The organism is Flavobacterium aestivum (assembly GCF_026870175.2).
In the GTDB taxonomy this organism is placed as follows: Bacteria; Bacteroidota; Bacteroidia; order Flavobacteriales; family Flavobacteriaceae; genus Flavobacterium; species Flavobacterium aestivum.
Genome location: NZ_CP113977.2, coordinates 4,197,648 through 4,219,117, shown reverse-complemented (window position 1 = coordinate 4,219,117; position 21,470 = coordinate 4,197,648). Strand labels below are relative to the sequence as shown.

Sequence of the window (21,470 nt, the reverse complement as noted above, 5' to 3'; positions counted from 1 at the left end):
GATTTGTTATAATAAAAAAAGGCGCTGTTGTATTGTGATTTTGCAAAATATTTTTCAGCATAATCAATATAAGTTTGATAAGCAGTATTTATTTTTTTGTCTTTAAGAATTGACTGTTCTTTAGAGCAAGAACTTATTACAAGTAGTAATATTAGTAATAAATAAAAATTCGGGAAACATAACTTTTTTGCTATCATTTCCCGAAAATACTGAAATTAATTAAAACAGTATGAATGTTTTAATTGATTTTTTTAAAATTTATGGCTTAGGTGGGGTAGTTGGTATTTGACCATTCTGCCCGTCTATAGGAGCATCCGCTCTGACTTGTTGTTTACTAGTTTTTGGAGTTGTTTCCACTTCATCATTAGTACAAGAAACCATAACTACGCTTGCGATCATAAAACATGATACTAAAAATATTTTTTTCATTTTGTTTGATTTAAAAATTTGACATAGGTTTGGCCGTTCGATTTTGAAATCGAATCATTGCCGGACTAGGCGAGCCATTTAAAAACAGATTGTTTTTTTACTTGTGGGAAGTGAAGTGTGGCTAAAACAGAATAGTATTATTTATACTTCCCGAACAAACGTACTACGCTGTTTAGCAACACTTTTTTAGAATTAGTTTTGTACATTTGTTCATATCGCGAAATAGAACATGAACTAATTCTGAAGCAAAGGAATAGAGTTTCTGTTGAATGATTTCAATGGAATTCCGATAATTCCAGTAATTCCGATGTATTCCAAAAATTCCAAAAAATTCCGATCATGCTTATGGACAAAACTACTTTTGAAGAATATAAAAGTGCTATTAAAGCGCAATACCGAGCCCAGAAAACTGATAGCATTTATGGCAGTACACCAGCCCAATTGAGAGATTTATGTTTGAATATTTTTGAAAACCGTTTGACTAAATCTGATGAAAATATATTTAGGTCGTATTTTGGAGCCAAAGAAGATGAAAAATTAGGAAGAGCTATAGAAAATTTTGGTACTGGAAGATTGAAGTCGGTGATTTCATTTTTGAAAGGAGAGAAAGATTCCGGGAATAAAATTAGAGTAGAATTGGCGGCTATTGTTATAGATTTTGAGCTAAGACCTCTTAGTAAGTACAGTCAGTATAAAGGAACAACGGATATAATTAGTATTGAGATCCCCACAGGGAAAGAGCAAAATGTTACTGTTGATAGTATTGATGATTTAGAAGAGTTTACTGGAAACGAAGTAATTATTGAGGATAATATTAAGAATAAGAAACTAATCAGAAAGATAATTCCTTTTTTGACTGGTTTCTTATTCTTGTTTTTTATGATGTATACAATAAAAGATATAATCTCACCAACTAAACAATGCATGCAATGGAAAGGGAATCATTACGAAGCGGTAGATTGCACTAATGAGAAATTAGGAATTGGTCAATTGAATAATATTGTTCCTATTGATGAGAACACTATGGAGTTAAGGAAATTAGATCCAAAAGCTGCATTAGTGTTTTTTAAAAATGGTAAAGCTTTAGTTTGGTATTCTAAGAATGATGGAGAAATAGAGCTTTTTAATCAACCGGGATTTAATCCAGAAACTGATAAGCCATTAAAGGCTATTACAAATTATATTATTAAAAGTCATAGACTAAAAGAAAAGGAATAAACTTAAACACACACATAAAGTGTTGGTTCTTAAAAACTTGTTTTTTTTTGATGGTTTCTTCATAATACTAGATATTTTTGATTCCTTTTTTCAACTGACATATATCATATTTATAAAATAATATGCAAAGTATTTTTGCATAATGAAGTTTCTAAAAGTTATTTTAATTAATTTTAGTACGAATTTTGTTTATTGATTTAATCCTTTTGTCATTTTGAAAGCTATATCAAAAATTCTAGTTTCATTATTTCCATTTTTATTGTTTGGGCAAACACCTCAAACAAAAGAAGTGAATCAACAATTGCAAACTTGGGTTTCTTTGAACACGGTAACAAAATTTAGTGACCATTGGGGTATAGTAGCTGATGTTCATGTTAGGGAAAATGATTTTTTTGAAAGTAATAATTTTTATTTTTTAAGAGGCGGAATTACCTATATACCAAATTCAAGCGTTTCTCTAACGGGGGGATACGCCCATATGTGGTTGGCTCCTACCAAAGAAGGATGGTCAACCTATGCAGATGAAAATAGAATATACCAACAAGCACAATTAAATACAAAAATTGGAAAAGTGGGGGTAATTCAAAGACTGCGTAATGAGCAAAGATGGCAAGAAAAAATGGCCAACGATGAACCTACAGGCGAATGGAGATTTACAAATAGAGTGCGGTATTTGGCAAGTTTTAATATACCAGTGTCTAGTAATAAAAAGTGGCCTTCACTGGTTTTGTCCGACGAAATTTTGATTCACTTTGGGAAAGAAGTGATTTATAATACGTTTGATCAAAATAGATTATTCATAGGGATCAAACAAAACATAAATCCCAATTTGAGTTTTGATTTTGGATATATGAATGTTTATCAGCAAAAATATTCAGGTTATCAATATGATATGAATCATACCATACGATTGTTTTTTTACTTAAATACCACGATAAAGCATAATGTTTCAGAAGCACCAGCTAATTCTGGAGATGAATGATTTTTTTGGATTTTAATTCTTTTTTTTTGGATTTAAGACAAATGAGTAGATGTATTTTCTGGTTTTAAAACATAAGAATAATGAATCCTTAATAAGAATTTGATTGTATAATTATTAAAACTGTAGTAGTTTTATGTTTTTAAAATTGAAACTAATACTAGTTTTAATCTTTTAAATAGTACCTGTTTTAAAATCCGCTTACCACTAAGCTCAAGAAATAATTAGATTTATTCGTTTGGAAAAGAAATAAATAAAAGTTCCAGACAAAATATAAATGAATATTAATTTTAAAGCATATTCACAATGGATGAAAATACTGGTTATTCGATTTTGCGTAATCCACGTCTTAATAAAGGAACGGCTTTTACTCAAGAGGAAAGAGAAAAATATGGATTATTGGGGATGTTGCCAAATGCGGTTGAGACTATTGAAACGCAGATTTGTAGAATTACAGAACAACTGGAAAATTTTACAAAGCCAATAAACAAGTACATATATCTTATGCAGTTATTGGAAAACAATGAAACTCTGTTTTTCAAAACGATTACCAGTGAACCAGCTAAATTTTTGCCCTTGGTTTATACACCAACTGTAGGTGAGGCTTGTCAGAAATTTGGACAAGTGTCCAGAAGGCCAAGAGGTTTATATATATCTATAGATCAAAAAGACCATATAAAAGATATTTTGAGAAATTGGTCCGAAAAAGATGTACGATTCACTGTTGTGACAGATGGTGGCCGTATTTTAGGATTGGGGGATTTAGGTATTTTTGGATTAGGAATTCCTATAGGAAAATTAGTTTTATATACAAGTTGCGGGGGAGTTCCGCCAGAATATACATTACCTATAGTTTTGGATGTAGGTACCAATAATGAAGAGTTTCTAAATGATCCACTTTACCCAGGTTTAAAATGCAAAAGAATTCGAGGAAAAGAATTTGATGATTTTGTAGAAGCTTTTGTTATTGCAATGAATGAAGTTTTTCCAAAAATATGCATTCAATGGGAGGATTTTCCAGGAGTAGATGCTATCCGTATTTTGAATACCTACAGAAATAAAGTAAGTACTTTTAATGATGATATACAAGGAACGGCTGCTATAGCTACTGCTGGTTTTATTTCTATAAGTCGTTTGATGAAAAAATCGTTTAAAGAGCAACGGTTTTTATTTTTAGGTGCAGGTGCAGCAGCTTTTGGTATTGCTGATATGTTGGTCGAAAAATTTATACGAGATGGCTTGACAAAACAGGAAGCTTTAAGTCAAATTTGGATGTTTGATGTGAACGGCTTATTGGTGAATAGCAGAAATGATTTAGCTGAGCATCAATTGCGATTTGCGCATGATAGTGAGCCATCAGATAATTTTGCAGATGTGATACTAAAAATTAAACCTACAGCTATTGTTGGAGTAAGTACTGTGGGAGGCGCTTTTAATCAACAGGTTATCGAGAATATGAGTGCTGTAAATGAGCGACCTATTATTTTTCCGTACTCTAATCCAACGTCACATTCAGAATGTACGGCAGAGCAAGCGTATACATGGAGTAAAGGCAAGGCAATTTTTGCCAGTGGTAGTCCATTTGCCCCAGTTCAATATGAAGGGAAAACATTTACGCCTGGACAGGGGAACAATGTTTTTATTTTTCCGGCTTTGGGTTTGGCAATTTTCGCGACAGAAGCAAAAAGAGTTACAGACGATATGCTATTGACTGCAGCTGAGGCAGTAGCCGAACAAGTAACTCAAGATGATTTTGAAAAAGGATTGATTTATCCTAGTGTAAATGATATTTTGAAAGTGTCTATTGCAGTTGCGATTAAGGTAGCCGAGGAAATTTTTAACAGCGGACTGGCTAGTATAGAAAGACCTGAAAATATCAGTGATTTTATAAAAAGCAAAATGTATGTTCCGGAGTATAAATGATAAAAAAATATTCTTGGATCATTTATAAATTCGTTAATTAAAATCAGTGTTTTTGTATTTTAATATATAGAGTTCCTATTAAAACCAATTTATTAAGAAATTAAAAATTAACAAGATTATCTCATTAAATATTAAGAATTTGTTTTTAATGTGTTAGATAACAGTGCTATATGTTTGGGTTGAGTATTGAAAAAAAATGATTTTTTTATAAAATGTTAAAATATTTAGTGTTAAATTTAGTGTTAATTAAGATTTCTCTGTTTTGGATTATTGAAAAAATTAGTTGTTCGCTTTAATTTATTTTAAATTCAATTGCTATGGTAATTTTTATAAAGATATTACGAGAACATCCTGAATTGGCCGTTTTTTTGGTACTAGCATTTGGTTTTGCATTAGGTCATATCAAAATAGGTACTTTTAAAATAGGAGTTGTTTTAGGAACCTTGTTTGCAGGAGTTCTAATAGGTCAAATGGATATTGAAGTTCCTTCTATAGTAAAAGTTATTTTCTTTGATTTTTTTCTTTTCGCTACAGGCTATAAAGTAGGACCTCAATTTTTTCAAGGACTCAAGAAAAATGCATTCCCGCAATTGATGTTAACGGTAGTTATTTGTGTTTCTTGTTTATTAATATCTTTTGGAATTTCTAAATTATTGGGTTACGATGTTGGTACTTCTGCTGGACTTTTGGCAGGGTCTTTTTCAGAATCTACACTTATTGGTACAGCTTCAGAAGCCATAAATAAGCTTCCAATGTCTGAAATTGAAAAAGCACGATTAATAAATAATATACCAGTTGCTTATTCAGTAACCTATCTTATAGGTGCTACTTCCCTTGTTTTCTTTCTAACCACAATAGCTCCAAAATTATTGGGAATAAATTTAGTGGATGAAAGCGAAAAATTAAGTAAAACACTAACCGGGGAAACCGAACACGAACCGGGTATACAATCAGCTTATCAAAGATGGATAATCAGAGCCTATCAAATTACGAATGAGAAATGGATAGGAATGACTATCGCAGAATTTGAAAGCAACAACAAAGATTTAAGATTAGCCATTCAAAGAATGCGGCATAATGAAAAATTAATAGAGCCATCACCCGAAACTATAATCCATAAGGATGACATATTGGTAATTATGGCTCAGCACGGTATTATTTTAAATAGTCTTTCAATCATAGGCCCAGAAGTTTTAGATGAAGAGTTATTGAAATTCCCATTAGCTCATATGGATATTACGATAACAAATAAAGAGATTGCAGGAAAAACAATAGGTCAATTGAGAAATCATTTTGGAAATGGTTTAATGTTGGATAAGATTACCAGAGAGTATCATGAAATCCCTTTTAATTTGAATACCGTTTTGTTGCGAGGTGATGTTTTGAAAGTTACGGGTAAAATGGTTTTAATGGAGAAAGCAGCCAAAGAAATAGGATATTTAGATAGACTTAGTTCAGCCACGGACATAGTTTTTTTAGGTTTAGGGATTGTATTAGGAGGACTATTTGGGCTACTTTCGGTTACTGTTTTTGGGATATCAATTACTTTGACTACCAGTGGAGGTGCATTGGTAATGGGATTGATTTTTGGATGGTTGCATTCAAGAACCCCTATATTCGGTAGTATTCCAGAGGCAGCATTATGGATTTTTGATAATGTAGGGTTGGCCACTTTCATAGGACTCGTAGGTCTTGCAGCTGGTCCAACTTTTATATCAGGACTTAAAGAAATGGGGTTTAGTATCATTTTGGCAGGTTTAGTCGTTGCCATAGCCCCGCATATTATAGGACTATTTTTTGGAAAATATGTCCTTAAAATGAATCCAATAATTTTATTGGGCGCTCAAACAGGTGCAGGAACATCAACTATAGGACTAAAAGCAGTTCAAGACGCATCAGCCAGTAAATTCCCTGTATTGGGATATACAATTCCGTATGCTCTTGGGAATATACTTTTAACGGCTTGGGGACCAATTATAGTTTCTTTGATGAGCTAATCAAAAAATAATAAGTCAAATTTAAAATAGAATAAAAACAATCAAACAATCTAAGTTTATTATGGGATCAACAAGAAAAGAACACGATTTTTTAGGAGAATTAGATATTCCAGATCATTTGTATTATGGAATACAAACTTTTAGAGCTGTAGAGAATTTCAATATTACAGGGATTCCTATTTCAAAAGAACCCTTGTTTATAAAGGCTTTGGGCTATGTGAAAAAAGCTGCAGCAATGGCAAACAAAGATTGTGGCGCAATAGATGCAAAAATTGCTGAAGCAATTTGTTACGGAAGTGATCAGCTCATTGCAGGTAACTTTGATAAGGAATTTGTTAGTGATTTAATACAAGGAGGAGCGGGAACATCTGTTAATATGAATGCCAATGAAGTAATTGCAAATATTGGTTTAGAATATTTAGGGCATAAAAAAGGAGAATACAACTTTTTGCACCCTAATAATCATGTTAATTGTTCTCAATCTACAAATGATGCTTATCCATCAGCATTTAGAATTGCTTTATATTTAAAGATGGATCATTTTATTAAAACTGTAGAAAAATTAGAAATTGCATTTACAGCCAAAGGAGAAGAATTTAGTAAGGTCTTAAAAATGGGGCGTACTCAATTACAAGATGCGGTTCCGATGACTTTAGGGCAAGAATTTCACGCCTATGCAACTACAATAGGAGAGGATGTAAGAAGAATAAAAGATGCCCAAAGCTTACTTTTAGAAATAAATATGGGGGCCACCGCAATTGGAACCAAAGTAAATGCTCCAGAAGGATACCCAGAAATTTGTGTAAAATATTTGGCTGATGAAATTGGTATTCCTTTAACATTATCACCAGATTTAATTGAAGCAACCGTAGATACAGGTGCTTATGTACAAATAATGGGTACGTTAAAAAGAACTGCAGTTAAGATCTCTAAAATTTGCAACGATTTAAGATTACTTAGTTCAGGACCAAGAACAGGTTTAAATGAAATTAACTTACCGGCACGTCAGCCTGGTTCTTCTATCATGCCAGGAAAAGTAAACCCAGTTATTCCAGAGGTAGTAAACCAAACTTGTTTTTATGTTATTGGTCAAGATTTAACAGTTACTATGGCGGCAGAAGCTGGTCAATTGCAATTGAATGTTATGGAACCAGTAATAGCTTTTGCAATGTTTACTTCTTTAGATTATTTGTCAAATGCATTAGAAACATTAATAGATAAATGTATCAATGGCATTACAGCAAATGAGAAACATTGCTACGATATGGTGATGAATAGTATTGGGATTGTAACACAATTGAACCCAATTTTAGGATATGAAGAAAGTGCTAGTATAGCAGGAGAGGCCTTAAAAACAGGTAAAAGCGTACATCAAATTGTAGTTGTAGAACGTAAATTAATTTCTCAAGATAAATGGGAAGAGATTTATTCAATAGAAAATTTAATTAATCCAAAATTTATTACTTCTTAAATATTGTATTTAAGGTTCCGAAGAGTTTTATATATTAACTAAACAAAAAAATCATGAGAAGAATTATTATACTAGTAATGATGTCTGTTTTTGCATTTCAAGCTCAGGCTCAAGGCCAATCGACTAAAACATCTCCAAGAATAATTATTTTGGCAACTGGAGGAACCATCGCCGGATCGGGAGCTTCTTCAACAAAAGCGGCTTATACAGCAGGAAAAGTGCCTATTGATGATTTATTAAACGCAGTACCACAAATCCATGATTATGGAAAAATATCTGGTGAGCAAATTGCACAAATAGGTAGTCAGGACATGAATGTTGCTACTTGGCTAAAATTATCAAAAAGAATAAATGAAATTTTCAAAAACAATGAAGCTGACGCTATAGTTGTTACTCATGGAACTGATACACAGGAAGAAACGGCTTATTTCTTGGATTTAACCGTAATGTCTGATAAACCGGTAGTTTTAGTGGGAGCTATGCGTCCTTCTACAGCTATGAGTCAAGACGGGAATAGAAATTTATTAGATGCCGTAATGGTGGCAGCAAATCCTAAAAGTCAAGGAAAGGGAGTAATTGTTGCTATGGATGAAAAGATTTATGATGCAAGAGATGTGACTAAAACGAGCACTACAAATTTAGAAACTTTTCAGTCTCGTAATTTTGGACCAATAGGTTTGATATATGATGGTAAAGTAAATTATTACTATCAATCATTAAGAAATCCTTCTAAAAAGTTTGATGTTACAAAATTAACTTCATTGCCTCAGGTAGAAATTGTTTACGGATATGCAGATGCAAGTCCGGTATCTGTGACAGGTATAATAAATTCTGGTGTAAAAGGAATTGTTTATGCGGGAATGGGGAATGGTAATTTTGGAGAGCCAGTAGGGAAGGCATTAGCAGAAGCTTCTAAAAAAGGAATCTTGGTATGTCGTTCTGGAAGAGCGGGATCTGGAAGAATTACTTTGGAGAATGAAGTAAAAGATGCAGAACTTGGTTTTGTGGTTTCTGATGATTTAAATCCGCAAAAGTCTAGAGTATTATTGATGTTGTCTTTAACGGAAACTTCTGATAGGTCAAAAATTCAACAAAATTTCTTTGAATATTAATTGTTTGAAAAGGGAATCTTTCATTTGTTAAGATTCCCTTTTTAAACTTTAAATTAAATAGTGATAACCTTAAAAAAAGTCTATATATGATTTGGATTGAATTTGCTGTTCTTATTACAATGATTCTCATCGGTTCACAAATGAAAGGAATTGGATTAGGAGTCATGGGAATGGTTGGTTTGTTTGTTTTTCTTTTTGTTTTCAAAATGAAACCAACAGATCCGCCTCTTGATGTAATGTTAATTATTATGGCCATTGTAACAACAGCAGCCACATTACAAGCCTGTGGAGGATTAGACTATCTTGTGAGTTTAGCCGAAAAAATTATTAGAAGTAACCCCTCCAATATCACATTTATAGCACCATTTACAGTATACTTTTTGTGTTTATTTGCGGGGACAGCACATATAGTTTATTCTTTATTGCCCATTATTTCGGAAGTATCCGCTAAGAAAAGAATTCGTCCTGAACGCCCCTTAAGTATTTCGGTTATAGCATCACATTTAGCTTTAACCGGAAGCCCTATGAGTGCTGCAACAGCTGCTTTGGTGGTAATATTGGGGTATCCGGGAGCATTAGTAGATATCATGATGATTTGTATTCCTGCTTGTATTATTGGAGTACTAGTTGGTTGTTTTGCTGTTTTCAAAAAAGGGATTGAACTAAATGATGATCCTATTTTCATTGAAAAAATGAAAGATTTAGAATTTGCAAATAGTATGCATACAGATGCCGAAGGTGAAGAAGCACTTTTAAAACCTGGAGCTAAAACTTCTGTAATGATATTTGCTTTTGCAATTGTATTGATTGTAATAGCAGGCGCTTTTCCAAGCATCGTTCCAAGTTTTGAGCCAGGTGCTAAATCGCTTGCCGTAGGTGCAGATGGTTCTTTATCTATGGTTACAATAATTAGTGTTGTTACACTTACATCTTCAGCCGCAATGATGCTAATTACCAAAACAAGCACGGCTGAGGTTACTAAAGCCAGTTTATTTACTTCTATGGCATCAGCTGTAGTATCTGTTTTTGGAGTTGTCTGGATGAGTTCGACTTTCATGCATGCTAACAATAGTACAATACAAGAAGCCTTAGGTGGTATTGTAAATGCTTATCCTTGGACTTTTGCCATTGCCGTTTTTATTATGGGGGTTTTGATGTTTAGCCAAGCCGCCACTACCAAAACAATGATGCCGTTAGGGATTGCTTTGGGACTTCCTTCATCAGCTTTAATTGCCATTTTTCCAGCCGTAAACAGTGATTTTGTTTTGCCGGGCTACCCAACATTATTGGCGGCAATTAACTTTGATAGAACAGGAAGTACTAAAATTGGAAAATTTGTAATCAACCATAGTTTTATTACACCTGGTGTTGTTGCTATAGCAGTAGCAATTGCTATCGGGTTTTTATTAGGGTCATTTTTATTATAAACCTTTAAATTAGAGAGTTATGAGAAAATATTTTATTTATTTAGTAATTGGTTTTTTACCAGTTTTTTCTTTTGGTCAAGTGGAGAAACAAACTAACGAAGGAGGTTTTGTTTTCCCAGATTCCTTAAAATCGTTAATACCGGTATCAAAACAATCTTTGTTAAGAGATGTAGACGTGATTTTTAATTCGCGAATGGCTTATAATAGTAATTTTTTGGATGGTAGTCATACGCTTTCTGATTTTAATGTAAATCAACTTCGATTTGAATTAAAAGGAAAAATTCATGATAAAGTTTATTTTAGATTCCGTAATAGATATACCAGAGAACCTGTTCCTGGGAATTTGGATAACATCAGTAGAGCAGTCGATTTGGCTTTTTTGAGAATTGATTTGTCGCCTAGGACCAATTTTTCTTTTGGGAAACTATGTGCTGATTGGGGAGGATATGAGTTTGATTTTAATCCAATTGACATCCTAACGTATAATGATGTGATAGAGAATGCGGATAACTTTTTGGTAGGGGCTGGAATATCGCATACTTTGGCTGATGGAAAAAATTCATTTTCTTTTCAAGCCTTAAATTCAAGAACCAAAACGTATGAAGAACAATATGGAGCTTCAGCTCCACCAAACATTGTACCTTCAGAATATCCTTTGGCATTGGTAGCTAATTGGAGAGGTAGTTTTTTTGATGGAAAATTTGAAACCACGTATAGTTATAGTTTCTTTAATGAGGCCAAAGGAGCTCATATGAATTATTTTGCATTGGGTAATAAGTTCAAGGCTAAAAATTTCGTATTGTATTATGATTTTCAATACAGTGATGAAGGTCTTGATCGTTTAGGAATTGTATCAAGTATAATTAGTAGCCAATACCCATATGCTGCACAAGATGCTCTTTATGTAGAAAACTGGGTAAGAGCAGAATATTTGGTTGCTCCTAAAATTAATTTACTTTTAACGGTAATGAATAGTAATCATTCATGGAAAGATAATCCGGATCCAAATGGAAGTTCAAAATTATCTACAAGTTATGGACTTATTCCAACGATTCAATATATGCCATTTAAGGACATGAATATAAAATTTTATGTAGCTTATACAGCAAGAAAGTATGATTATACAAACTATGCTGAAAATGCTTTTGGTGCCAAAGATTATACCACTGGTCTTTTAGGCTTTGGATTCATTGCACCACTGTTGGTTTTATAATTAACTGGTATAATAAATCAGAAACCCAATCGAAAGATTGGGTTTTTTTATGTGTATTAGAATTTAATTTTATTTAAAAATAAGTGTCTTATTATCTGTAAAACAGGTATTTATACGTTAGTTAAGATGGTTTAATTGTTGTTATTTTATTAGATCTGTTAAACTAAGAATTATGGACCATCAAAAAGAATTTACAGAAGAAATTCCATTGTGCAATGATTGTATAGACATTGCATTTGCCGGAATTACACAGGTGTTCACTTCTACATTTAGTTTTCAAACTATACCTTTCCCTTTAGAGAATTTTGTTGCAACATCTGAAAAGGTCGAGATAGTACCAAATTATAATTTTGATAGCTATCCCATATTGCTCTACTCTTTATTCAAAGAGGAGGAACAAATAGAATTACAAGAAGATGCTTGTTTAACTTTTTGAAAATATTTCAAAAAAAGTAACTGGTTTTTAGATTATTTCAAATTCATAAATGATATAAACAAACTGTAACATATAGATTTTTTTATTTAATAATTTTAAAACAACAGCAATGAATTTTAAACAAAAACTAAAGCAAATTGGCGATCAGCCAGACATGATTCTTATTATTACAGATGAGCAACGCGCCACACAACATTTTCCTCCGGGATGGGAAGAAAAAAATCTTCCTACACTTACGTTTCTTAAAAAGAACGGATTCAGTTTTGATAGAGCGTTTTGTAATACCTGTATGTGTTCTCCAAGCCGCACAACTCTATTTACAGGAGTATACCCAGCTAAGCACGGGGTTAGTCAAACTTTAACCGAAGGAGGACTTTTATCACCGCAAGAACCAACGCTCAATAATGCGTTGCCGAATATAATGAATACGCTTTGGGCAGATGGATATGATGTACAGTATAGAGGTAAATGGCATATGAGTAAGGGAGTAGCTCCTAATGGAACCAAAACTAATTATGCAGATTTAACTGCAGCAGATATTTCTTTATTTGGTGCAATGGGATGGGTAGCTCCGGATGCAGGAGAAGATGTTAATCCGCTGAATTTTGGTGGAGGATATGCTAACCATGATGCAAGATACACTGCAGAAGCAATACAATACTTGAAAGAAGTAAAGGCAAGAAGAGCCAAAGGGAATCATCAGCCTTATTGTCTTATTCTTTCATTGGTAAACCCGCACGATGTCTTAGCTTATCCAAATACGGCTGGAACTTCAGGATATCATCCAGATAGTTGGTCAGGTAGAGAAATAGGGCTTCCTGCAACAGTAGGTGAAAACTTGCTTGAAAACAAAAAACCTATGGCACAAGAGCAAATATTAATTAATATGGCATTTAGTTTAGGAGCAATAGTGACTCCAGAAGAGAAACTGAATTATATTAATTTCTATGGCTATTTATTGAGTCATGTTGATAAGGAACTAGGTTATTTTATCAAAGAATTATACAAAGAAGATGAGAATGGAAAAAGATTGGCAGATTCTGCAATTGTAACTTTTACATCTGATCATGGTGAAATGGGACTTGCTCATGGAGGATTGCGTCAAAAAACTTTTGTAGCTTATGAAGAAGCATTAAGAATACCGCTAGTGATTTCAAACCCTATTTTATTTAAAGACCACGGTATAAAGAAATCCGATGCATTAGCGACATTGGTAGATATTATGCCAACATTCATAGATATTGCAAATGTATCAAACCCACCTACAGGACTTGCTGGTACAAGTTTGGTACCTATAATGGAAGATGGTACACCAGTTCAGGATAGTATATTATTTACATATGACGATATTAAGGCGGGATCAAACAGCAATTGGAATATTATAAGAGCAGCTAATCGTATTCGTTGTATCAGAACAGAAAAATGGAAATTCGATTATTATTTTGATGCAGCAACTGCTTTTTTCAAACAGTATGAACTGTATGATTTGATAAATGATCCATTAGAAGTTAACAATCTTGCCTATGATCCAGAATACAGCGAAATAAGGAGAGATTTAGAACGACAATTGCATGAACTTGAAGTAGAAAAACTATGGGTAAATGCTCCTACGGATGTACTTAGTCCTGTGGAATTTAGTTAGAATATTCAAGAGGAAATTTGAAAATTATTGACGTCATAAAAAACATTACACTATGTCACAAAATATAGATCAGGAAGTTAATACCATAAATTACCAGGATTTCAATAATCCTGCTACAGGCGAAACAACTATTCAAGGAATAAGAGGTGTTTCAGAATCAGAGAATGTATATATTTCAGGTAGTCTATTAGGACAGAATGAAGTTATGCAAGGATTAATTTATAAAGGGCCACTATTGGGGAATGGGAATAAAGGAGAATGGTATGTTGTTAATTTCCCAAATGTGGGAACAGAAACAGTTACCAATACCTCATGTTATGGACCCAATAATGGACCAAATGGTACCGTTCAAATAGTTGGTTCCTATAAAACATCTACATCCTCATCGACATCCACAAGTAAAGCAGTAAGTGGAAATCTTGGATTTTATTATGAAGGGCCTATAGACGGCTCTGGAACTTGGACGCAGGTATCTCCTAATGGAGGAAATACAAATAACGTTTTTGTTCATAGTACAATGGGTGGTTTAGCAGTTGGTAATTACGATGTTGAAAACGATAAAAACGGATACGCTTTTATATATGATGTTGCGACTAAAGAATTCACAGATTTTATATTGCCAGATTCAATAACCAATACATTATATGGTATTTGGCATAATGGAGGTAATAGTTATACATTAGCAGGGGGGTATTCGAGTCATAAACTAGGAAAACTAAGTCAAGCGTTCTTAGCTGATTATGATTCAAAAACAAAAAGTATCAGTAATTTAAAATCGTTTAGTTACAATAATGAAACTATTTTGTCTATAGTTACCCATTTTGAAGGAATTACCATTTCACAAGATAATGGATATAATATGCCAGCTGATTGGATTAGTGCTAATGGAGAAGGGGGAGGTGCTTCGTTTGTTTCTGTAAAAAGAAACTCTGATGGATCATTTGGAGAAGCAAATTGGATTGATATTGATTTTCCTAACTCGAGCCTCACAAGTGCTAACACCGTGTACAGAAATAACGTATTGGGGATTTATGTAGCCAAAAGTGATACTGGTTCAACAGCAATTTCTTCGTTTACTGCAAAAGTAGAAGTCGATAAATAGCTAATTTAGGACAACAGTTTTTTAATTTTTTAAAAATTGTTAGAAACAAAAAACCCAATCGTAAGATTGGGTTTTTTTATATAAGTAAGTAATTCTAAATTGAGTTTATAAAACGTTTATTTTACTTTATTAAGTACTGCTTTGAAAGCTTCTGGGTGATTCATTGCTAAATCTGCAAGAACTTTACGGTTCAATTCGATTCCGTTAGCTTTTACTTTCCCCATGAATTGAGAATAAGACATTCCTTCCAATCTAGCTCCAGCGTTGATACGTTGAATCCATAATGCACGGAAATTTCTTTTGTTCGCTTTTCTATCACGGTAAGCGTAGCACATTGCTTTCTCTACCGCGTTCTTAGCAACTGTCCAAACGTTTTTACGTCTACCAAAGAAACCTTTGGCTTGCTTCATTATTTTTTTTCTTCTTGCTCTTTTAGCAACTGAATTTACCGATCTTGGCATAATTTTATTGTTTTTTTGTAGCAGGCGTCCTGAATTGAATCAAAGGAGCTTAATAGCCATACTCCAAGGTTATTAAATTTGTTTTAACCTAAAGATTATCAAGACAACAGTGATTAGGCAATAGTCATAAGTTATAAAACTAGTGGCTAATGGCTTTTCACTAATGGCTTTTATTAGATAATTCTTAATTGTTGTTTGATGCTTTTCATATCTGTTGAGTGAACTAGCGCTGAGTGAGTCAAAGCTAATTTACGTTTTTTAGATTTTTTAGTCAAGATGTGACTTTTAAAAGCATGCTTTCTTTTAATCTTTCCAGAACCAGTAACTTTAAAACGTTTCTTGGCGCTAGATTTGGTTTTCATTTTAGGCATTTTTTCCTAGTGTTTTAATTTATATTACTTACTTATTTTGAGTGATTAGTCATTAGCCATTAGCTTTTCAACTTTTGCCTTTTGGCTTTTGCCTATTAACTATTTTTTCTTTTTCGGAGCAATAAACATAATCATTCTCTTTCCTTCAAGAATAGGCATAGCTTCTACTTTACCATATTCTTCTAAGTCAGTTGCTAATCTTAATAATAAGATTTGCCCTTGATCTTTGTAGATAATAGAACGTCCTTTAAAGAATACAAAAGCTTTTAATTTAGCTCCTTCTTTTAAGAATTTTTCAGCATTCTTTCTTTTAAACTCATAATCATGCTCATCAGTTTGAGGACCAAAACGTATTTCTTTTACTACTACTTGAGTAGATTTCGCTTTTAGAGCCTTATCACGTTTCTTTTGTTCGTAAACAAATTTCTTGTAATCCATGATTTTACAAACCGGTGGCTCTGCGTTTGGTGAAATCTCAACTAAATCCAATTCAAATTGGTCAGCTAATCTTAAAGCATCTGCAAGTTTAAAAACTCCAGGCTCTATGTTTTCCCCAACAAGTCTTACTTCTTGTACACCGCGAATAAAATTATTTATTCTGTGTGCATCCTTTTTTTCTACGCGAGGTTGAAAACCTCTGTTACTTCTTATTGCTATGACTTTATAATTTAAGTTAAACTGTAAATACTTTTAATGTTTTTTTGATTTCTTCGTCAACAATCGAAGCAAATTCTTCTATTGTAACGGTGATATTACCTTTACCTTCTTGTCCGTGACGACGAATAGAAATAGTTCCGTTCTTTTCTTCTTCCTCACCTACAATCAGCATAAACGGGATTTTCTGCATTTCTGCATCTCTAATTTTCTTCCCTATAGTTTCACTTCGGTTATCAATTAGGGCGCGAATTTCGTGATTTTCTAGCAGATTTAAAACTTTTTTAGCATAATTTTCATATTTCTCACTCAAAGACAGTATAATTGCCTGCTCAGGCATTAGCCAAAGTGGGAAATTTCCTGCTGTATGTTCTAGTAAAATAGCTATAAAACGTTCCATAGATCCAAATGGAGCTCTGTGAATCATTACAGGTCTATGTAATTCATTATCAGATCCTTTGTAAGTCAATTCAAAACGTTCCGGTAAATTGTAATCTACCTGAATTGTTCCTAATTGCCATTGTCTTCCTAAAGCATCCTTAACCATGAAATCCAATTTAGGGCCGTAAAAAGCAGCTTCTCCGTATTCAACAACAGTATTTAAACCTTTGTCGGCAGCGGCATTGATAATTGCATTTTCTGCTTTTTCCCAGTTTTCATCAGAGCCTATGTATTTGTCTCTGTTTTCTTGATCTCTTAATGAAATTTGAGCAGTAAAGTTTTCAAAACCTAATGAACCAAATACATAAAGTACTAAGTCAATAACTTTTTTAAACTCTTCGTCCAATTGTTCCGGAGTACAAAAAATATGGGCATCGTCCTGAGTAAATCCACGAACACGAGTCAAACCATGTAATTCACCACTTTGCTCGTATCTGTAAACAGTTCCAAATTCAGCATAACGTTTTGGTAAATCTTTGTAAGACCAAGGTCTTACATTATAGATTTCGCAGTGATGAGGGCAATTCATAGGTTTTAATAAAAACTCTTCACCTTCAGCAGGAGTGTTGATAGGTTGAAAACTATCAGCTCCGTATTTAGCATAGTGACCAGAAGTTACATATAATTCTTTTTGACCTATATGAGGAGTGGCAACTTGCTCGTAACCTGCTTTTTTCTGAGCTTTTTTCAAGAATTGTTCTAGACGATCTCTCAAAGCAGCTCCTTTTGGTAACCATAAAGGCAAACCTTGACCTACCTTTTGAGAAAAAGCAAACAATTCTAACTCTTTTCCTAGTTTTCTGTGGTCGCGACGTTTTGCTTCTTCAAGTAATTCTAGGTATTCCGTTAAATCTTTTTGTTTTGGGAATGAAGTTCCGTAAACACGAGTTAACTGCTTGTTTTTTTCATCACCTCTCCAATATGCGCCAGCAACACTCATCACTTTCATTGCTTTGATGATTCCTGTATTAGGAATATGACCTCCACGACATAAGTCGGTAAAAGTAGAGTGATCACAAAACGTGATAGTGCCATCTTCAAGATTAGATATTAATTCAGTTTTGTAAACATTGTCTTTGTATATTTCCAATGCTTCTGCTTTAGAAACAGGACGCATTTTAAATTCATGTTTTCCTTTGGAAATTTCAAGAACGCGGTCTTCGATTTTTTTAAAGTCAGCTTCGGTTATTTTTTGATCTTCAAAATCAACATCATAGTAGAAACCATTAGAAATAGCAGGTCCTAGAGTTAATTTTATTCCAGGATACATTTCTTCAAGAACTTGCGCCATAACGTGTGAAGTCGAATGCCAAAAAGCTTTCTTACCATCAGTATCATTCCAAGTATATAATATAAGACTACCGTCGGTCGTCAATTCAGTCGATGTTTCAATAGTTGTACCATTAAAAGAAGCTGAAATAACATTTCTGGCAAATCCTTCACTGATGCTTTTTGCAACATCCATCGGAGTTACTCCTGGAGCAAACTCTCTAACTGACCCGTCGGGTAAAGTAATCTTAATCATTGTTTTTTATATTTTAAGATTGCAAATATAAAGTATTGGTAAAACACATACAATAGATATATAAGGTTTGTTCTATATATATGTAAAATCAATTGTTGTCTGTTGCAAGAGATTAGTTCAAATAATTAGAAGCTTTATCCCGCTCTACGTTTCAATCTTGTTGTCCGAACGCCGTCCAACAAGGATTTCCACTGCTATCGGGGCTAGGGCATGGGTACTTAATAAGGAGCTACTCCTATATATAAGGTGTGTTAGTATAATAGGAGTGTATAAAACACATATTATATATAGGAGAGAGGGTTTGAAAGGGAGAGTTTGGCTAAATAGGTGTTTTGGTATATGAGAATCGTTTCGCCTACGTCTAATTTGAAAGTGAACAACCGCAATTAACCTTATAAAAAGGTGAAAAACGCCTAAATCTATCCTATAACGAGAGTCAAACCGAAAGAAACGCAAAAAAAGACGTGTTGCAAACGACACAAAACCAAAGCGTTGGAAAAAACTTTAGGATAAGGTTAAAAAAAGGTTAGAAAAAGTATTGTTTAAGTGAATAAAAGGTCTACTTTTGCACCCGCAACAACGCAGACGTTCATAGATAGACTGGCAAGAGAGATGAAATTGGGATTGAAAAAAAAATTCAAAAAAGATTTCAAAAAGCTTGCGAGAATTAAAAATGATGTTTACTTTTGCACCCCGCAAAATGCGCAACGTTCTTTGAGAGACTGGATAGAGAAAGAGAAGAAAAGAGATAAAAAATTTCTAAAAAAAACTTCAAATTTTTCTTGCCGGTTAAAAAAAGAATTGCTAGTTTTGCACCCGCTTTGAGAAACAACGAAAAGCGCGAAACACGGACTCACACTGAGTTGTGAATCTTAGAAAGAATTAAGATACGTTCCTAGACATATTGAATTGACAGCCGTCTCGATTAATCGAGACAAAAGAAATAAGAGTAATAGAATCGAAAGATTTGAATAAAACCACTAGACCTTCAGTCAAATAAATAAAGAGATTTAAATCTCAAACAATATACGATGAAGAGTTTGATCCTGGCTCAGGATGAACGCTAGCGGCAGGCTTAACACATGCAAGTCGAGGGGTATTGGTTTTCGGACCAAGAGACCGGCGCACGGGTGCGTAACGCGTATGCAATCTACCTTTCACAGAGGGATAGCCCAGAGAAATTTGGATTAATACCTCATAGTATTAAAGATCGGCATCGATTTTTAATTAAAGTCACAACGGTGAAAGATGAGCATGCGTCCCATTAGCTAGTTGGTAAGGTAACGGCTTACCAAGGCTACGATGGGTAGGGGTCCTGAGAGGGAGATCCCCCACACTGGTACTGAGACACGGACCAGACTCCTACGGGAGGCAGCAGTGAGGAATATTGGACAATGGGCGCAAGCCTGATCCAGCCATGCCGCGTGCAGGATGACGGTCCTATGGATTGTAAACTGCTTTTGTACAGGAAGAAACACTCCTACGTGTAGGAGCTTGACGGTACTGTAAGAATAAGGATCGGCTAACTCCGTGCCAGCAGCCGCGGTAATACGGAGGATCCAAGCGTTATCCGGAATCATTGGGTTTAAAGGGTCCGTAGGCGGTTTAGTAAGTCAGTGGTGAAAGCCCATCGCTCAACGGTGGAACGGCCATTGATACTGCTAGACTTGAATTATTAGGAAGTAACTAGAATATGTAGTGTAGCGGTGAAATGCTTAGAGATTACATGGAATACCAATTGCGAAGGCAGGTTACTACTAATGGATTGACGCTGATGGACGAAAGCGTGGGTAGCGAACAGGATTAGATACCCTGGTAGTCCACGCCGTAAACGATGGATACTAGCTGTTGGGCGCAAGTTCAGTGGCTAAGCGAAAGTGATAAGTATCCCACCTGGGGAGTACGTTCGCAAGAATGAAACTCAAAGGAATTGACGGGGGCCCGCACAAGCGGTGGAGCATGTGGTTTAATTCGATGATACGCGAGGAACCTTACCAAGGCTTAAATGTAGATTGACCGATTTGGAAACAGATCTTTCGCAAGACAATTTACAAGGTGCTGCATGGTTGTCGTCAGCTCGTGCCGTGAGGTGTCAGGTTAAGTCCTATAACGAGCGCAACCCCTGTTGTTAGTTGCCAGCGAGTCATGTCGGGAACTCTAACGAGACTGCCAGTGCAAACTGTGAGGAAGGTGGGGATGACGTCAAATCATCACGGCCCTTACGCCTTGGGCTACACACGTGCTACAATGGCCGGTACAGAGAGCAGCCACCTCGCGAGGGGGAGCGAATCTATAAAACCGGTCACAGTTCGGATCGGAGTCTGCAACTCGACTCCGTGAAGCTGGAATCGCTAGTAATCGGATATCAGCCATGATCCGGTGAATACGTTCCCGGGCCTTGTACACACCGCCCGTCAAGCCATGGAAGCTGGGGGTGCCTGAAGTCGGTGACCGCAAGGAGCTGCCTAGGGTAAAACTGGTAACTAGGGCTAAGTCGTAACAAGGTAGCCGTACCGGAAGGTGCGGCTGGAACACCTCCTTTCTAGAGCTTCAGTGTTAGCGCAAGCACGCTGGAGAAAGAAGACGAAAAGGACTATTTGGGAACGAATGTGGACGTTTTATTACTCTTGCTGTTAATTTAAAAAAAAAGAATAAGAATTAAGTAAAAACAGAGTCTCGTAGCTCAGCTGGTTAGAGTACTACACTGATAATGTAGGGGTCGGCAGTTCGAGTCTGCCCGGGACTACAAAATTTGAGATTTTAGATTTAAGAATGAAGATTTTAGATTTAAGATTTAAAAAAAAAACTGAAAAATACTTAATAAAAGGAAATTCTAGGGTTGAGACCTTATGAGCTGTGATTCATAACTCATAACTAATAACTCATAACTAAAATTGGGGGATTAGCTCAGCTGGCTAGAGCGCCTGCCTTGCACGCAGGAGGTCAACGGTTCGACTCCGTTATTCTCCACAAGAGCGAAAGCTTATGGCTAAAAGCCAATAAAGTTCATTGACATATTGAGATAAGAAATAATAAAAAGTAGAAAGCAGTTTTACTTGATTTATTTAA

General features: G+C 34.7%; 16 protein-coding genes, 2 tRNA genes and 1 rRNA gene. 14 read left to right on the top strand and 5 right to left on the bottom strand.

All coding sequences use genetic code 11. The annotated features are described in order from the left end of the window. Positions 1-258: 258 nt before the first annotated feature. Entirely contained in the window at positions 259-399 is a 141-nt protein-coding gene (locus OZP08_RS17905) for a hypothetical protein (RefSeq protein ID WP_268847442.1), read from the bottom strand. Positions 400-768: 369 nt separating this feature from the next. On the opposite strand from OZP08_RS17905, the gene OZP08_RS17900 reads away from it, so the two are divergent. From OZP08_RS17900 to OZP08_RS17850, 11 genes are all read left to right on the top strand, one after another. Further along, on the top strand, positions 769-1,647 hold the full coding sequence (locus OZP08_RS17900; protein ID WP_268847441.1) for a hypothetical protein: 879 nt from the start codon (positions 769-771) through the stop codon (positions 1,645-1,647). Between the two features lie 214 nt (positions 1,648-1,861). After that, entirely contained in the window at positions 1,862-2,629 is a 768-nt protein-coding gene (locus OZP08_RS17895) for a DUF2490 domain-containing protein (RefSeq protein ID WP_281322493.1), read from the top strand. 303 nt (positions 2,630-2,932) lie between these two features. Next, positions 2,933-4,549, top strand: a complete 1,617-nt coding sequence (locus OZP08_RS17890; protein WP_268847438.1) for an NAD-dependent malic enzyme — start codon at positions 2,933-2,935, stop codon at positions 4,547-4,549. A gap of 317 nt (positions 4,550-4,866) precedes the next feature. Further along, complete coding sequence (aspT, locus tag OZP08_RS17885; RefSeq protein WP_268847437.1) at positions 4,867-6,546, top strand: aspartate-alanine antiporter; 1,680 nt, start codon at positions 4,867-4,869, stop codon at positions 6,544-6,546. A gap of 61 nt (positions 6,547-6,607) precedes the next feature. Beyond that, entirely contained in the window at positions 6,608-8,017 is a 1,410-nt protein-coding gene (gene aspA, locus OZP08_RS17880) for an aspartate ammonia-lyase (RefSeq protein WP_268847436.1), read from the top strand. Positions 8,018-8,070: 53 nt separating this feature from the next. Then, positions 8,071-9,129 (top strand): type II asparaginase, encoded by a 1,059-nt coding sequence (locus OZP08_RS17875; RefSeq protein WP_281322492.1) that lies wholly within the window; start codon positions 8,071-8,073, stop codon positions 9,127-9,129. 86 nt (positions 9,130-9,215) lie between these two features. Next, a complete protein-coding gene (locus OZP08_RS17870; protein ID WP_268847435.1) occupies positions 9,216-10,556 on the top strand; it encodes an anaerobic C4-dicarboxylate transporter family protein in 1,341 nt (446 codons plus the stop codon). 19 nt (positions 10,557-10,575) lie between these two features. Further along, a complete protein-coding gene (locus OZP08_RS17865) occupies positions 10,576-11,769 on the top strand; it encodes a porin (RefSeq protein ID WP_268847434.1) in 1,194 nt (397 codons plus the stop codon). A gap of 172 nt (positions 11,770-11,941) precedes the next feature. Next, positions 11,942-12,205 (top strand): hypothetical protein, encoded by a 264-nt coding sequence (locus tag OZP08_RS17860; RefSeq protein WP_268847433.1) that lies wholly within the window; start codon positions 11,942-11,944, stop codon positions 12,203-12,205. Positions 12,206-12,314: 109 nt separating this feature from the next. Next, positions 12,315-13,847, top strand: a complete 1,533-nt coding sequence (locus tag OZP08_RS17855; RefSeq protein WP_268847432.1) for a sulfatase family protein — start codon at positions 12,315-12,317, stop codon at positions 13,845-13,847. Positions 13,848-13,899: 52 nt separating this feature from the next. Continuing rightward, positions 13,900-14,949, top strand: a complete 1,050-nt coding sequence (locus OZP08_RS17850; RefSeq protein ID WP_281322491.1) for a hypothetical protein — start codon at positions 13,900-13,902, stop codon at positions 14,947-14,949. A 116-nt stretch (positions 14,950-15,065) separates the two neighbouring features. On the opposite strand, the gene rplT is transcribed toward OZP08_RS17850, so the two are convergent. From rplT to thrS, 4 genes are all read right to left on the bottom strand, one after another. Further along, on the bottom strand, positions 15,066-15,410 hold the full coding sequence (rplT, locus tag OZP08_RS17845) for a 50S ribosomal protein L20 (protein ID WP_194643070.1): 345 nt from the start codon (positions 15,408-15,410) through the stop codon (positions 15,066-15,068). Positions 15,411-15,583: 173 nt separating this feature from the next. Beyond that, complete coding sequence (gene rpmI / locus OZP08_RS17840; protein WP_007810722.1) at positions 15,584-15,781, bottom strand: 50S ribosomal protein L35; 198 nt, start codon at positions 15,779-15,781, stop codon at positions 15,584-15,586. Between the two features lie 99 nt (positions 15,782-15,880). Continuing rightward, positions 15,881-16,378 carry a translation initiation factor IF-3 gene (infC, locus tag OZP08_RS17835; RefSeq protein ID WP_281323615.1) on the bottom strand — a complete coding sequence of 166 codons (498 nt, stop codon included), beginning with the start codon at positions 16,376-16,378 and terminating at the stop codon, positions 15,881-15,883. A 76-nt stretch (positions 16,379-16,454) separates the two neighbouring features. After that, on the bottom strand, positions 16,455-18,401 hold the full coding sequence (gene thrS / locus OZP08_RS17830) for a threonine--tRNA ligase (protein ID WP_281322490.1): 1,947 nt from the start codon (positions 18,399-18,401) through the stop codon (positions 16,455-16,457). Between the two features lie 1,028 nt (positions 18,402-19,429). On the opposite strand from thrS, the gene OZP08_RS17825 reads away from it, so the two are divergent. The 3 genes from OZP08_RS17825 (at position 19,430) to OZP08_RS17815 (ending at position 21,371) form a co-directional block, all read left to right on the top strand. Then, positions 19,430-20,943: ribosomal RNA gene (locus OZP08_RS17825) — 16S ribosomal RNA — on the top strand. Between the two features lie 130 nt (positions 20,944-21,073). Continuing rightward, positions 21,074-21,147: transfer RNA gene (locus OZP08_RS17820), tRNA-Ile, on the top strand. 150 nt (positions 21,148-21,297) lie between these two features. Next, positions 21,298-21,371 (top strand) — tRNA-Ala (locus tag OZP08_RS17815). The last annotated feature ends 99 nt before the right edge of the window (positions 21,372-21,470 follow it).